Below are 15086 nucleotides of genomic sequence, written 5' to 3'. Positions count from 1 at the left end.
CCCCCAGAATTGACCCAGCGTTCAATAACGCCCCCGGGAGGAACACACATGGACTTCGCGCTCACCGAAGAGCAATCCGCCATCTTCGACATGGCCCACGGCTTCGGCCAGTCCCACATCGCCCCCCATGCCCGCGCATGGGAGGCGGAAGGCACCATCCCGAAGGACTTCTGGCCGGAAGCAGCCGCCCTCGGTCTCGCCGGCCTCTACGTCCCCGAAGAGCACGGCGGCTCCGGCCTCTCCCGGCTCGATGCCACCCTCGTCTTCGAGGCCCTCTCCATGGCCTGCCCCTCCGTCGCCGCCTTCCTCTCCATCCACAACATGTGCGCCAAGATGCTCTCGGCCTTCGGCTCCGACGAAACGCGCACCAAATACCTCCCCAAGGCCCTCACCATGGAGACCATCTTCTCCTACGCCCTCACCGAGCCCGGCTCCGGTTCCGACGCGGCAGCGCTGAAGACCAAGGCCAGCCGCACCAACGAAGGCTACCAGCTCACCGGAACCAAGGCTTTCATCTCCGGCGGCGGCTATTCCGATGCCTATATCGTCATGGCCCGCACCGGCGATGACAGCCCGCGCGGCATCTCCGCCCTGATCCTCGACGCCACCACCTCCGGCCTCTCCTTCGGCGCGCTGGAAGACAAGATGGGCTGGCGCTCCCAGCCCACCCGGCAAGTGCAGATGGACGCCTGCCCCGTCCCCCCCGAAAACCTCCTCGGCGAGGAAGGCGCGGGCTTCAAATACGCCATGATGGGCCTCGACGGCGGCCGCCTCAACATCTCCGCCTGCTCCCTCGGCGCCGCCCAGACCGCCCTCACCGCAACGCTGGCCTACATGGCCGACCGCAAGGCCTTCGGTAAATCCATCGACCAGTTCCAGGCCCTCCAGTTCCGCCTCGCCGACCTCGAAATCGAGCTGCAAGCCGCCCGCGTCTTCCTGCGCCAGGCCGCCTGGAAGCTCGACACGCAAGCCCCCGACGCCACCCAGCACTGCGCCATGGCCAAGAAGTTCTGCACCGAAGCCGGCTCCCGCATTGTCGACCAATGCCTCCAACTCCACGGCGGCTACGGCTACCTCGCCGACTACGGCATCGAAAAACTCGTCCGCGACCTCCGCGTCCACCAGATCCTCGAAGGCACCAATGAAATCATGCGCATGATCGTGGCCCGCGCTATGCTGGTGAAATGAAGCAACGCGGCCCCATCGCATCCCTCCGCCACAACGCCTATGGCACCTTCCTGCGCCAGCGAGTCTGGCTATGGCGGCAGCTGCATCAAGCTGGCCTCTTCGGTATCTACTTCGTGGGCAGTTTGTTTTTCCTGTGGGTAATGCTCCCCACGTTGGGAGCCATTCTTGTACTGATCGTAATCGCATACGTTTTTCAGTCGCCGATCCCACTTTCACTTTGGGCCATACTAGCGGTCCAGGCTGGGTACCTCATCTTTGCGCGTAAGATTGTCGTGTTAATCCTCCACGACTTCTTTGCGGGCTACTTCGACGTAGTGCGTCAAACCCTCAATCGACCTTCATATGCCGCCACCCACCTCGCGAAAGCGGAGGCTCGGCTCTCCGAATGGAAAACCGCCGCATGACAGATATTTCCATCCGCACCGACGGCCGCGCAGGCCGCATCACCCTCACCCGTGAAAAGGCGCTCAACGCCCTCACCTACGAGATGTGCCTGGCCATCGACGCCGCCCTGAAGGACTGGGCCGAAGACCCCGCCGTGCAACTCGTCCTGATCGACGCCGAGGGCGAGAAGGCCTTCTGCGCCGGTGGCGACATCGTCGAGATGTATGAGACCGGCAGTGCCGGGAACTATGATTACGGTCGCACCTTCTGGCGCGATGAATACGTCATGAACGCCCGCCTCGCCGCCTACCCCAAGCCCATCGTCGCCTTCCTGCAAGGCTTCACCATGGGCGGCGGCGTCGGGCTCGGTTGCCACGCCGCGCACCGGATCATCGCCGAAACCAGCCAGATCGCCATGCCCGAATGCGGCATCGGCCTGGTGCCCGACGTGGGCGGCAGCCACATCCTCGCCAAGCTCTCCGCCCTCCACCCCGGCGCGGGCGCCTGGCTGGGCGCCACCGGCCACCGGCTGCGCGGCATGCACGGGCTCTTCGGCTTTGCCGATCACCTCGTGGAAGAGTCCCACTGGCCCGCGCTCAAAGCCCGCATGGTCGAAACCGGCCAGCCCGCCATCCCGCCCGAGATGGAAAGCGGCAACCTCGCCGCCCAGGCCGATTTCTACATCCAGATGCGCGGCATCGCCGCCCATTTCGACAAGCCGCGCACCGAGATTGCCGCCTCCCTCGCCGCCGACCCCTCTGAGCTTGCACAACAGGCCCTCAAGGCCCTCACCCGCGCTGATCCGCTCGCCACCGCCTGCCATATCGAGATCCTGCGCCGTCTCGGCCCTTCCAGCACAATCCACGAGGCCCTCGCGCTCGAATACCGCTTCACCCACCGCTGCATGGAACACGGCAACTTCCTTGAAGGCATCCGCGCCGCCGTGATCGACAAGGACCGCGCGCCCAAGTGGCCCCACGCCGCGCTGGCCGAGGTGACAGAGGCCGAGGTGCAGGCCATGCTCGCCCCGCTTGGCGACGACGGACTCACATTCCCGGAGGACATCTCATGAAAATCGGCTTCATCGGACTGGGCAACATGGGCGCCCCCATGGCCCTCAACCTCATCGCCGCCGGCCATGACGTGACCGGCTTCGACACCATGGCAAAGCCCGAGGGCATCCCGCTCGCCGCCTCAGCCGCCGAGGCCACGCTGGGCGCGGAGGTGGTCATCACCATGCTGCCCAACGGCGAGATCCTGCGCGCCGTCGCCGCCGAAATCCACCCCGCCATGTCCAAGGGCACCATCCACCTCGATTGCTCCACCGTCGATGTCGCCTCCGCCCAGGCCGTGGCAGAAGCGGCGCAAACCTCGGACCTCGCCGCGCTCGATGCGCCGGTCTCCGGCGGCACCGGCGGGGCAACAGCGGGAACGCTCACCTTCATGGTCGGCGGCCCGGCGGAGGCCTATACCACCGCCAAGCCGCTGTTCGACATCATGGGCCAGAAATCCGTCCACTGCGGCGGCGCGGGCATGGGCCAGGCCGCCAAGATCTGCAACAACATGATCCTCGGCGTTACCATGATCGCCACATGCGAGAGCTTCGCCCTGGCCGACAAACTCGGCCTCGAACGGCAGGCCATGTTCGACGTGGTTTCCACCTCCTCCGGCTACAGCTGGACGATGAACGCCTATTGCCCCGCCCCCGGCATCGGCCCCCAGTCGCCCGCCGACAACGGCTATCAGCCCGGCTTCGCCGCCGCCCTCATGCTGAAGGATCTCCGCCTCAGCCAGCAGGCCGCCGAAGCCGCCGATGCCGACACCCCGATGGGCGAAGCCGCGATGAAGCTCTACGAAGCCTTCGTCGAGGCCGAGGGCCAGGGCGACAAGGATTTTTCCGCCATGTTGCCGCGCTTCGAGGCCCGCAAACGCGCATAGCGCCGCGGTCCTAACACCCTCGTCACACCTGAAAGTTTTACATCCCAGGGTTGCAACGCACCACGCGCGCGCCCACATTTCCCCTACGTCATTTTTTTACCACCACAAGGACTTTTCCAATGACCGAATGGACAATCGAATGCTCCGATGAAGACTGCGAAGTCTGCGAAATGAAGTGCAAGGGCAGCCCCGTTGGGCGGACTTGCAGCGAAACCGGCGCCGACATCGTGCGCGCCACCCCAATCCGATCCGACGGAGACCGGACGTTCTCCCTCTCCAACCGCGCTGGGCTGCGGTGGCGCACCCATGTGCGCGGCTCGCTGATGAAGGGGCAAACCATCGGCGGCAAGCTGATCTGTGCGATCTGCCGCAAACCCATCGATATAGATGACGCCGGCAAGATCACTTACACCTCCAAAAGCGGCAGGCTGCACCGCGAGGCCCCGCCGATCGATCACTATGGCCCCGACTGGCGGCACCGCAAACGGAAGGTCGAGCGGGATCCGGTCTACCGGCACGGCGGTGTGCAGAAACAGAGCAAGATGCTGATGAACGCCTATAACGCCATGCCCCTGCGCATCACCCACCGCCACTGCAACCTGTCCCGCCCCAAGGGCGACGAATAGGCAAGCATCCACGGCCGCGGCGGGCGGCACCCGTCTGCCGCGGCCCTGCGTCTTTTCGCCCCCTCCCAACCGAAGCCCGAAGGATATATTCTCACCCTTGAATATAACTTCGGGAGTCACCCAATGTTCAAAACCAATGTCGGCGGCATCGACCGCATCCTGCGCATCGTCGTGGGCGCCGCCCTCATCGCAGGCTTCTTCCTCAACCGTGACGGGGCCTATAGCTGGCTTTACCTGCTGGGCATCATCCCGCTGGCCACCGGCCTCCTGTCCACCTGCCCGCTGTATTCCCTGTTCGGCTTCAACACCTGCCCGATGAAGCGGGGCTGAGTGACGCAGGCGCCACAGGCGGCAATCAAGCCCGCGTGAGGCCGCGCTCGTAATGCAACCTGATGGTGGGTGCCGTGTTGTGCTTGCAATCCCGCGATGGAAACACACAGCGACAAAGGCACCGAGATGACCCGATTGACCAAAGTGACAGCGGCCGCCACGGCGATCTGCCTGGCGATCGGCCCCCCTGCTCTCGCTCAGGGCAAGAGCAACAAAGGCCATGCCAAGCAGAAGCACCGCGTGGAGCAAAGCGCGCGCGCCTGCCCGCCCGGTCTGGCGAAGAGAACCCCGGCTTGCATCCCACCCGGCCAAGCGCGGAAGGCAAAGCCTGACCGCGATGATTACCGCATTCGCGTCGGCACACGCCTGAGCGACGACTATGTCATTGTGAAGCCGTGGCAATATGGCCTCGAGCCCGCACCACGCGGCTCGCGTTACGCCGTTGCCGACGGCGTGCTCGTGCGCATCGACGACGAGACGGCAGAAGTGCTCGATCTCATTCGTGCCGTCGAGGCTATCGCCAACTGAGTGCGCAATAACAACTTGGGGCGCGACCGGGAAACCGGCTGCGCCCCTCGTGCGTTAGACAAATATGGAACGTGTCAAAGCCCTGCTCGTGCTGGTCACTACGGTGACCTTCGCCGCCTCGCCCGTCTTCGTAACCAGCTTCGCAGGCTACGATCCCTCCCTCTTCCCCGTGCCGCAGATAGACCCACCCGTGCAACCCGCCGGCTGGGCCTTCTCGATCTGGGGCGTGATCTATGCCTGGCTCATCCTCTCCGCCCTATTCGGGCTGCTTGCACGCGCACTGGACGACAGGTGGGACAGGCCCCGTTGGCCCCTCTTCGCCGCGCTCCTCATCGGCACCTTCTGGCTCTGGACGGCCACGCTCTCGCCCGTCTGGGCTACCGTGATGATCTTCGCCATGCTCGTTCTGGCCCTGGGTGCCGCAGCTCGCGCGCCCACGCACGACAGTTGGCTTCTCGGCGCGCCCGTCAGCCTCTTCGCCGGCTGGCTCACCGCGGCCAGCTTCGCCTCCCTCGGGATCACCGCCGCGGGCTACGGCCTCTGGATGGGCCAGACGGCCTGGGCCTTCGCCTGCATCACCGGTGCGCTCGTCGTGGGGCTCACTGCCCTGATCACCCTGCGCCCGCACCCCACCTATGCTCTGGCCCTCGCATGGGCGCTTGCAGCAATCGCCGTGAAAGACTGGTCCACCCACACCGACGTCGCCCTCTTTGCCGCCTTAGGTGCCTTGGCCACGCTCGCCGCCACGGTGCGCAGCTACGCCCTGCGCGCCACGCCCCGGCGGCCAGCCGGATAATGCGAATCGCGCCTGGGGGAACCCTAGCCCCCCGAAGGCGTTAACCTTTCACACCGCATCACAACCCGGACATCTCATGACCCAGCAGCCTCCCCTCGGCGCCGGCACCGCCGCGCTGACCCTTCCCACACGCGCCCTCTTGACCTCCGCCCTGCTCGCCGCCGCAGCCACGATGGCCTCCGTGCAAAGCGCGAACGCGACCTGCCGGATTCAGGCCTCAGGGGCGAAATGCGAAACCACGGCGCTCTTCCAGCAAGCGTCCCCGGGCAGCAGCCCGCTCCTGCCCGTCGCCATCGGCGAGCCGCTTCCCTGGGATTACATGGTGCTTCTCAACAGCGAGTATTTCGGCCTGCCGCCCGTCGAGGACGGGTGGGTGTACTTCCGGGTGAAAGGTCGCGTGGTGCGCGCCGACTACGCAACCCGCGAAGTTCTGGAAGATGTCACCAGCCAGACGAACCGCGCCTTCTTCTGATCTGGGTTAGACGACGGTTAACACAGCGCATCCGCACATTACTTTATCTCAGCGCGCCTCATGTGCACCAATCGCGTATGCATAGGATGTGCATGCCTTGTGCATGGGTTGTGTCCCTCGTCACTCAGCGGCCACCCGCTTCGCCCCCAGCATCTCCTTAAGGTAACGTCCGGTGTGGCTGGCTTTAGCCTCAGCCACCTCTTCCGGCGTGCCCGTCGCCACCACCGTGCCGCCACCATCGCCGCCTTCCGGGCCAATGTCGATGATATGGTCGGCGGTCTTGATCACGTCGAGGTTGTGCTCGATCACCACCACCGAGTTGCCCTGATCCACCAATTCATGCAGCACCTCCAACAGCTTGCGCACATCTTCAAAGTGCAGCCCCGTCGTCGGCTCGTCGAGAATGTACAGCGTGCGCCCCGTGCTCCGCTTTGAAAGCTCCTTGGAGAGCTTCACCCGCTGCGCCTCACCGCCCGAAAGCGTCGTCGCCTGCTGGCCCACCTTGATGTAGCCAAGGCCCACCCGTACCAGCGCATCCATCTTCTCGCGGATGCTCGGCACCGCCTTGAAAAACTCCTGCGCATCCTCCACGGTCATATCAAGAACGTCGGCTATGCTCTTGCCCTTGAACCGAATTTCCAGCGTCTCACGATTGTAGCGCGCGCCCTGGCAGGTCTCGCAGGTCACGTAAACATCGGGCAAAAAGTGCATCTCGATCTTGATGACCCCATCGCCCTGGCACGCCTCACAGCGCCCCCCCTTCACGTTGAAAGAGAACCGCCCCGGCTTGTAGCCCCGCGCCTTCGCCTCCGGCAGCCCGGCAAACCAGTCGCGGATCGGGGTGAAGGCCCCGGTGTAAGTGGCCGGATTGCTTCGTGGAGTCCGGCCGATGGGCCGTTGGTCGATGTCGATTACCTTGTCCAGCAACTCCAGCCCTTTGATCGTCTCGCAGGGCGCCGGCGTCTGGCGCGCGCCGTTCAGCCGCATTGAGGCGGTCTTGAACAGGGTCTCGATCGTCAGGGTCGACTTGCCGCCACCCGAAACCCCCGAAACGCAAACGAATTTCCCGAGCGGGAAGTCCACGGTCACATCCTTGAGGTTGTTTCCGCTGGCCTTCTTCACGGTCAGTTTCTTCTTGTTCCCCTTCCTGCGTTCGGTCGGCACAGGAATTTCTCGCTTTCCGCTGAGATACTGCCCGGTAACCGATTTCGGATTCGCCGCGATCTCCGCAGGAGTGCCATGCGCCACGACCTCGCCACCATGCACGCCGGCCCCCGGGCCGATATCGAAGACGTAATCCGCTTCGCGGATGGCCTCTTCGTCATGCTCCACCACGATCACCGTGTTGCCTTGGTCGCGCAGGTTCTTCAGCGTCGTCAGCAGCCGCCCGTTGTCGCGCTGGTGCAGGCCAATCGAAGGCTCGTCGAGCACGTAGAGCACGCCGGTGAGGCCAGAGCCGATCTGGCTGGCAAGACGGATCCGCTGGCTCTCGCCCCCACTTAGCGTACCACTTGAACGTGACAGCGTAAGATATTCCAATCCGACATTATTCAGGAATCCAAGTCGCTCACGGATTTCCTTCAATATGGCGCGGGCGATCTCGTTCTTCTGCTTGCTCAGGCTCTCCGGCGCGGTCTCGATCCAGGCCAGCGCTTCGCGGATGCTCTTTTCCACGACCTCGCCCACATGCAGCCCCGCGATCTTCACCGCCAGCGCCTCTTCCCTCAGGCGATAGCCACCGCAGGCCCCGCAGGGGCGGTTGTTCTGGAAACGCTCGAACTCCTCGCGAATCCAGTTGCTGTCCGTCTCCCGGTAGCGCCGCTCCATATTGGGGATAACCCCCTCGAAAGGCCGGGAAATTTCATAAACCCGCCCGCCCTCGTCATAGCGGAACTTGATCTCTTCCTCACCCGATCCGTAGAGGAAGACCTGCTGCACATGGGCCGGCAGATCCTTCCAGGCAGTGTTCCTGTCGAAGTCGTAGTGCCGGGCAATCGCCTCGATGGTCTGAAGGAAATAGGGGCTCTTGCCCTTCCGCCAGGGCGCAAGCGCCCCGTCATAGATCTTCAGCGCCTGGTCCGGCACCACCAGCCGCTCGTCAAAGAACAGCTCCACCCCGAGCCCGTCGCACTCCGGACAGGCCCCGAAGGGCGCGTTGAACGAGAACAGCCGCGGCTCGATCTCGGGGATGGTGAAGCCACTGACAGGGCAGGCAAAATTCTCAGAGAAGGTAAACCGCTCCGGCTCCTCGTCCTCCTTCACCGCGGTTTCCAGAATCGCGATGCCATTGGCCAGGTCGAGCGCCGTGCGGAACGAATCCGCCAGCCGCGTTTCGATGCCTTCCTTCACCACGATCCGGTCAACGACCACGTCGATGTCATGGCGGTACTTCTTGTCGAGCTTGGGCGCATCGTCCAGCTCATGGAAGGCGCCGTTCACCTTCACCCGCTGAAAGCCCTGCTTGCGCAACTCAAGGAATTCCTTGCGATATTCCCCCTTCCGGTCGCGCACGATGGGCGCCAGCAGGTAGGCCCGCGTGCCCTCCTCCATCGTCATCACCCGGTCCACCATGTCCTGCACCTGCTGCGCCTCGATAGGCAGCCCGGTCGCGGGACTGTAGGGGGTGCCAGCGCGGGCAAAGAGCAGCCGCAGATAGTCGTAAATCTCGGTCACCGTGCCGACGGTGGAGCGCGGATTTTTTGAGGTCGTCTTCTGCTCGATGGAAATCGCCGGGCTCAACCCGCTGATGTGATCCACATCAGGTTTCTCCATCATATCAAGGAATTGCCGGGCGTAGGCCGAGAGCGATTCAACATACCGCCGCTGGCCCTCGGCATAGATCGTATCGAACGCCAGCGACGACTTGCCGGACCCTGAAAGCCCGGTAATCACAACCAGCTCATCGCGTGGGATATCCACGTCGATGCTCTTGAGGTTGTGCTCCCGCGCACCCCGCACTTCGATATGCTTCAACTCGGCCATGTCACCCCCGGCGGTTCACAGGGCCAAGAGATAGAGCACAGCCCGCAAACAGCCAACACAAAATTGAGAACATACCATAAACATGCTGACAGCGGCTCACTCTTGTCCGAGGTAGTGTGAGGCGCGGTCAGAAAAGCGGCGCGCGATCAAGCGCAGAAAGCCCGAAACCAGGGGCGCTGCGCGCAGGTCGGGATGGGTCAGCGCCCAGATTGGCATGTATGGGTAAAGCGGCGTTCCGGGCACCCGCACAAGGCCGTCTGCCTCCATGAAACATGGCATCCGGGTGAGGCCCACACCCTGCCTTACGAGGCTGTCGGCGGCCATCATATCGTCACAGAGCACCGCCAGCGCCGCATTCGGAAACCGCTCCCGGATGCTTTGCGCCACCGGCTGCGGCCAGGCCGAGAAACCCACCACCGGCAGCGCGCCCTCGCCCGCCAGCGCCGCCCGGTAACGATTTATGAACTCCGGGCTGGCATAGATCCCGGCACGCTGCTCGGTGATCTTTCGCCCCCAGAGGCTATCGGCGGGCGCATGGCTGACACGCAGCGCCACATCCGCTTCGCGTCGGTGCAGGTCGAGGATGCGGTTGTCGCCGAGGATATGCAGCTCAACGCGCGGGTGCTCCGCCCGCCACAGCGCGATGTCTTCCGCAAAGGCCCGGTCGGCCACCAGCGGCGGCACTGTCACCCGCAGCACGCCGCCATCCTCGGCCCGCGCGGCAAGTTCGAGGTCGAGCGCGAGGGCCTCGGCTTCCATCGCCTCTGCGCGCGTGGCCACCGCCGCGCCCTCCACGGTGGGTCGCACACCATCGGGCAGCCGCTCGAAGAACCGCCGCCCGCTGCGCGCCTCCAGCCGTGCGAGTTGCCGCGAAACGGTGCCGTGGTTCACGCCCAATACGCGTGCCGCACCCGAGAGGCTTCCCGCGCGTGCCAGTTCCAGAACCAGCCTAAGATCGTTCCATTCCATCATGCCCGGACCCTCACACATCTCACGCGCCGAACTCCCTTGCATTCTTGCACAGGCCCTTTGCCTTTCCGACCAATTTTGCAAAGCCCCTCGGGCAGGCATGGTCGCCGAAACGAAAGGAGAGACCATGCCCCATTACGTGACCGTCCAGCTCGAGGTGACAGACCCGGAGCTGATGCAACAATACCGTGAACGCGGCTTCGAGCCGGTGCAAAAGCACGGCGGCGAAGTGATCGCCGGCGGCCCCGACTGCGAGGTTCTGGAAGACAACGGCGGCGGCCCGCCCGCCTCGGTTATTCTGGCCTTCCCCTCGGCCGAAGCCGCGAAGGCCTGGGCGGAAGACCCAGAATTTTCAGAGGTTTACGCGCTGCGGCGCCGGGCTGCGAAAACCACCATCACCCTGCTTCCGCCGCGCGGCTGACCCGGGAGAAGACGAGCGCAACCACCAGCATCCCCGCGAGCGAAAGCCCCACCGTCAGCGCAACCATCCCGCCGAGGCCCGCGCCAAGCGCCAGCGTGTAGGCCGGGATGGTCAGCGCTGTCCCGATATTGCCTACCTGCGCAATGGCCCCGTTTGCGCGCGCCGTGTCTGCCGGGTCGGGGTTCAGCAGGGGCGCGGCAGCAAATGCCGCGCCCGGCACCGCCCCGAACGCCAGAAGCATTGGCACCGCGATCACCATGCGTGCGCCCGGCAGCAGCAGAAACAGCACCATCAGCAACGCGCCTGCTGCAAAGGCGCCGATGGCAAGCCGGTGCGGAGACACGGCCCTTGTTGCCGCGCCGGCCCAGAAGGTGCCCACCAGCGCCACCAGCGGCAGCACCGGCGCGGACCAGGGGCCAAGCACACCGGGCAAGAAGGTGATGAGCGACATGAACATCAGCGTGTGCCAGAAGAACATCAGCGCGGGCGCAACGCGGGCAGCGCTGGTGTAGATCGCCATGTGCCGCGCAAGCCAGCCCTCCGCCACCGATGCGCCTCGCCCCACCCCGCGCGGCAAAAGCGGGACAAGCGCCGCGCCCACCACCGCCAGAAGCCCGGCATGCACCCAGTAAAGCCCTGTTCCAAAAGCTGTTTCCACCAGCGAGAACAGGGCGAAGCCAACGCCGAAGAACGTGCCCCAAAGTCCCATCACCGCGCCCCGATGTGCCAGCGCGCAGCGTGCCGCCATGAGCGTCGGCGCCGCCACCACGATGGCCAGATGGGCGAAGCCCTCCAGCAGCCGCAGCCCCAGGAACAGGCCGAAGGTGGGCAGCATCGCCTGCAAGCACGCCAACGCCACGCCCGCCAGGATCGCTCCGGTCAGCACCCGGCGCGCGCCGAAGCGCGCCACGACAAGCCCCGCCGTCGCCCCGAATAGAATGCCCGCCACCGAGGTCATCGACACCGCGAAGGGCAAGGTAGCACCGGCGTCGGGGTAGCGTGCGGCAAGGGCCTCCAGCGTCAGGGCCGCCTTGGCGAAGTGCCCGGCGGCGAGAAGGCCCAGCACATAGAGCAGAGCGATCAGCGGCCAGTCGGTACTGCCGCCCTGTGGAGAGGTGTTGCGCGTGGTCATCGCCCGCTTCTCTCCCGTTCCGGGCCCGGCCACAAGCCGCGCCCGCTATCCAGAGCCACCCACAGCCCCTTGGCGCGGAGCCTTCCCCGTGGTTAACTCGCCGCCAAAGCCATTTTGAGCACCGGAGTATTCGCCATGTGGAAGGCCCTCGCTGCCTGCGTCCTCACCCTGTTCGCATCCGCCGCCCTGGCGCAGGAACGTCCACGCGCCATTCTGGTGATGGATGGCTCCGGCTCGATGTGGGGCCAGATCGACGGCAAGGCCAAGATCACCATCGCCCAAGAGGTGGTCGGCACCGTGCTTGGCACGATCCCCGATGAACAGGAGCTCGGCCTCACCCTCTACGGCCACCGGCGCAAGGGCGACTGCACCGATATCGAAACCGTCGTCGCCCCCGGCACAGGCACCAAACCGGCAATTCAGAGTGCGGTGAACAGCGTGTCACCGAAGGGCAAAACCCCCATGACCGAGGCCGTCCGTCAGGCCGCCGAGGCGCTCAAGTATACCGAGGAGAAGGCCACTGTCATCCTCGTCTCCGACGGCATCGAAACCTGCGATCCCGATCCCTGCGCCGCCGCCGCCGCGCTGGAGCAAGCAGGGGTGGATTTCACCGCCCATGTCGTCGGCTTCGACGTCAGCGAGGCCGAGGCACTGCGCCAGATGCAGTGCATCGCCGATGAAACCGGCGGCACCTTCCTCAAGGCCTCCAACGCCGAAGAGCTGGCCACCGCCATGGTCGCCGTTGTCGATGTCGAGCCAGAGCCCGAGCCGGTGCCCGAAACCTACGAAGTCCGCTTCCGCGCGACCGCTGGCGAGGGCGGCACCTTCATCTCCGAAACCCTCGCCTGGGAGGTGACCCGCGAAGGCAGCCCGGTCGGCGGCACTCTGCTGGAGGCTGCGCCCACCCTGCCGCTGGAAGAGGGCGCCTATAGCGTCACTGCCACCCGCCCCTCCGATGAGTTGACCCGCGCGGCCGATTTCACCGTCCGTCCCGGCAGCCAGACCGTCACCGTCGTCTTCCCCGCGCCGCCTGTGCGGATCACCTTCCAGGCCACCGACGGCAAGCATGGCCGCCGCATCAGCGAGCCGCTGGTCTGGGATCTCTTCCGCGGCGAAGAGCAAGTCGAGGGCCCGCTGAATGTCGACGGCTTCACCGCCGAGCTGGAGGCAGGCGAGTATCGCGTGACTGTCATGCGCCCGGCAGACGAGGCCAGCGCCGAGGCCGTGGTGGGCGTTGGCAAGGTGCGCAAGACCGTCACGGTCGAATTGCCCGAGTTCCGCCCGCCCGCCACGCTGGAGGCCGCCGACAGCGCCATCGCGGGCAGCACCATCCCCGTGCGCTGGACCGGCCCCGAGGGCCAGAATGACACCGTCACCGTGGGCACGCCAGGCAACGGCAACCAGATCAACTACACCTACATCCGCCAGGGCTCGCCCCTCGATCTGCAAATGCCCCCCAAGCCCGGCACCTACGAGCTGCGCTATGTGCTCTCCAAGGGCAACAAGGTGCTTGCGACCCGGCCCATCGAGATCACCCCCGTCACCGCTTCGGTCACCCCGCCCGAGGCGATGCCCGCCGGCGGCAAGGTGCAGGTCCGCTGGGAGGGGCCGGATTACCAGAACGACCACATCACCATTGCCCGCCCCGGCGACAAGGGCAATCAGCGGGTGGCCTACAGCTACACCCGCCACGGCTCGCCGCTGGAGCTGCAAATGCCCGCCGAACCGGGCAGTTACGAGATCCGCTACATCATGAACCAGGACAACACCGTGCTCGCCGCCGTCCCGGTCGAGGTCACGGCGGTTACTGCCTCGGTCAACCCGCCAGAAGCCCTGCCCGCAGGCGGCACCGTTCAGGTGGGTTGGAATGGCCCGGATGATCAGAACGACTACATCGCCATCTTCGCCGAGGGCGAGAGCAAATACGCGGGCTACAGCTACACCCGCAACGGCAACCCTGCCGCCCTGCGCCTGCCTGCCGAGCCGGGGCGCTATCGCATCGCCTATGTCCAGAGCCAAGGCAACACCGAGCTGGCCTCGGTGGATGTCGAGGTGACTGCCGTCACCGCCTCCGTCACGCCTCCCGCCGAGTTGCCCGCAGGCGGCACGGTGCAGGTCGGCTGGACCGGCCCGGATGACAGGAACGACTATATCGCCATCTTCCCCGAGGGCGCCGACCGCTACGCAGGCTACAGCTACACCCGCAACGGCAACCCCGCCGCCCTGCGCCTGCCCGCCGAGCCGGGGCGCTATTCCATCGCCTATGTGCAGGACGTGGGCAATACGGTGATCGCCTCCGTCGAGGTCGAAGTCACCGCTGTCACCGCCTCTCTCACCCCGCCTGCCGAGCTGCCGATGGGCGGCCTCGCGGCGGTGGAATGGACGGGCCCCGACGACAAGAACGACTACATCGCCGTCTTCCCTGAGGGCGAAACCCGCTATACCGGCTATGCCTACACCCGCAACGGCTCGCCCGCGCAGGTGCCGCTGCCGGCGAAACCCGGCAAGTATCGCATCGCCTACGTGCAGGATGTCGGGAACACCGAGATTGCCAGTGTCGTTGTCGAGGTCACCGAGACCTCCGCAACCGTGACGCCGCCCGCCTCCGGCGAGCAAGGCGCGACGATCCAGGTCCCGTGGGAAGGGCCGGACTTTCGGAACGATTACATCGCCGTCTTCCCGGTGGGGGCAGATCGCTATACCGGCTACACCTACACCCGCAACGGCAACCCGGCCAAGGTGCCCCTGCCCTCCACACCCGGCGACTACGAGGTTGCCTATGTGCTGGACCGCGACAACACCGTCATCGCGCGCATGCCCATAACCGTGACGACGGCAAGCGCCACGCTCACCCCACAGGGCGAAGCCACGGCAGGAGGCGAACTGACGGTGGAATGGACCGGGCCGGACAACGGCAACGACTACATTGCCCTGTTCCCCGCCCAAGGCGGCAATTACACCGGCTACACATACACCCGCAAAGGCAGCCCCCTCACGCTGAAGCTGCCCGACACACCTGGCGACTACCTGCTGAAATACGTGCTGGACCGCGACAACACGCCGATCGCCGAAGTGCCCGTCACCGTGAAGTAGTCCTGCTTCGGAGCCACCCTTCGCCTGACACTCCACCGAGACGGCGGGATGGCTCGGGTCAATGAAAATTGCCGAGGGGCCCCTTCAGGGGATACGGCCATTTTCGTTGATGCGAGACAGCTCGTCGGCCACCCAAGTGTCAGGTGATGGGAGGCCCCGCAAGCAGGTTCCTGCTTTGGTGAACCCCGAGCTGCCTCCGCCGCCCGCTACCCCGCACAGGCCGGGCA

General features: G+C 65.4%; 14 protein-coding genes. 11 read left to right on the top strand and 3 right to left on the bottom strand.

Translation table 11 applies throughout. From position 1 onward, the window contains the following. Positions 1-48: 48 nt before the first annotated feature. From DYI42_RS20375 to DYI42_RS20335, 9 genes are all read left to right on the top strand, one after another. On the top strand, positions 49-1188 hold the full coding sequence (locus tag DYI42_RS20375; RefSeq protein ID WP_213548480.1) for an acyl-CoA dehydrogenase family protein: 1140 nt from the start codon (positions 49-51) through the stop codon (positions 1186-1188). Beyond that, complete coding sequence (locus tag DYI42_RS20370; RefSeq protein WP_213548479.1) at positions 1185-1592, top strand: hypothetical protein; 408 nt, start codon at positions 1185-1187, stop codon at positions 1590-1592. Before DYI42_RS20375 ends, DYI42_RS20370 begins: the two co-directional genes overlap by 4 nt. Next, on the top strand, positions 1589-2644 hold the full coding sequence (locus DYI42_RS20365; RefSeq protein WP_213548478.1) for an enoyl-CoA hydratase/isomerase family protein: 1056 nt from the start codon (positions 1589-1591) through the stop codon (positions 2642-2644). The genes DYI42_RS20370 and DYI42_RS20365 overlap by 4 nt, the downstream gene beginning before the upstream one ends. Then, positions 2641-3510: a 3-hydroxyisobutyrate dehydrogenase gene (mmsB, locus tag DYI42_RS20360; protein ID WP_213548477.1), complete on the top strand. Its 870-nt coding sequence runs from the start codon at positions 2641-2643 to the stop codon at positions 3508-3510. Before DYI42_RS20365 ends, mmsB begins: the two co-directional genes overlap by 4 nt. Before the next feature lie 119 nt (positions 3511-3629). After that, entirely contained in the window at positions 3630-4136 is a 507-nt protein-coding gene (locus DYI42_RS20355) for a hypothetical protein (protein WP_213548476.1), read from the top strand. A gap of 123 nt (positions 4137-4259) precedes the next feature. After that, entirely contained in the window at positions 4260-4466 is a 207-nt protein-coding gene (locus DYI42_RS20350) for a YgaP family membrane protein (protein ID WP_213548475.1), read from the top strand. A gap of 126 nt (positions 4467-4592) precedes the next feature. Continuing rightward, positions 4593-4994, top strand: a complete 402-nt coding sequence (locus tag DYI42_RS20345) for an RcnB family protein (protein ID WP_244868057.1) — start codon at positions 4593-4595, stop codon at positions 4992-4994. A 64-nt stretch (positions 4995-5058) separates the two neighbouring features. Further along, positions 5059-5790: a hypothetical protein gene (locus DYI42_RS20340; RefSeq protein WP_213548474.1), complete on the top strand. Its 732-nt coding sequence runs from the start codon at positions 5059-5061 to the stop codon at positions 5788-5790. A gap of 76 nt (positions 5791-5866) precedes the next feature. Further along, on the top strand, positions 5867-6262 hold the full coding sequence (locus DYI42_RS20335) for a hypothetical protein (protein ID WP_213548473.1): 396 nt from the start codon (positions 5867-5869) through the stop codon (positions 6260-6262). A gap of 120 nt (positions 6263-6382) precedes the next feature. On the opposite strand, the gene uvrA is transcribed toward DYI42_RS20335, so the two are convergent. Both uvrA and DYI42_RS20325 read right to left on the bottom strand, forming a co-directional pair. Continuing rightward, on the bottom strand, positions 6383-9244 hold the full coding sequence (gene uvrA, locus DYI42_RS20330) for an excinuclease ABC subunit UvrA (RefSeq protein WP_213548472.1): 2862 nt from the start codon (positions 9242-9244) through the stop codon (positions 6383-6385). A 96-nt stretch (positions 9245-9340) separates the two neighbouring features. Beyond that, positions 9341-10216, bottom strand: a complete 876-nt coding sequence (locus DYI42_RS20325) for a LysR family transcriptional regulator (protein ID WP_213548471.1) — start codon at positions 10214-10216, stop codon at positions 9341-9343. 124 nt (positions 10217-10340) lie between these two features. On the opposite strand from DYI42_RS20325, the gene DYI42_RS20320 reads away from it, so the two are divergent. Beyond that, positions 10341-10634, top strand: coding sequence for a DUF1330 domain-containing protein (locus DYI42_RS20320; RefSeq protein ID WP_213548470.1), 294 nt, complete (start codon positions 10341-10343; stop codon positions 10632-10634). Here the strand turns inward: DYI42_RS20320 and DYI42_RS20315 are convergent. Continuing rightward, entirely contained in the window at positions 10609-11766 is a 1158-nt protein-coding gene (locus DYI42_RS20315; protein ID WP_213548469.1) for an MFS transporter, read from the bottom strand. The genes DYI42_RS20320 and DYI42_RS20315 overlap by 26 nt on opposite strands. Before the next feature lie 135 nt (positions 11767-11901). Here DYI42_RS20315 and DYI42_RS20310 point away from each other — a divergent pair, with 135 nt between their 5' ends. After that, positions 11902-14859, top strand: a complete 2958-nt coding sequence (locus DYI42_RS20310; RefSeq protein ID WP_213548467.1) for a vWA domain-containing protein — start codon at positions 11902-11904, stop codon at positions 14857-14859. The last annotated feature ends 227 nt before the right edge of the window (positions 14860-15086 follow it).

This window comes from Vannielia litorea (assembly GCF_018424695.1).
Taxonomy (GTDB): Bacteria; Pseudomonadota; Alphaproteobacteria; order Rhodobacterales; family Rhodobacteraceae; genus Vannielia; species Vannielia litorea_A.
This window is presented reverse-complemented; position numbering and strand designations above follow the sequence as displayed.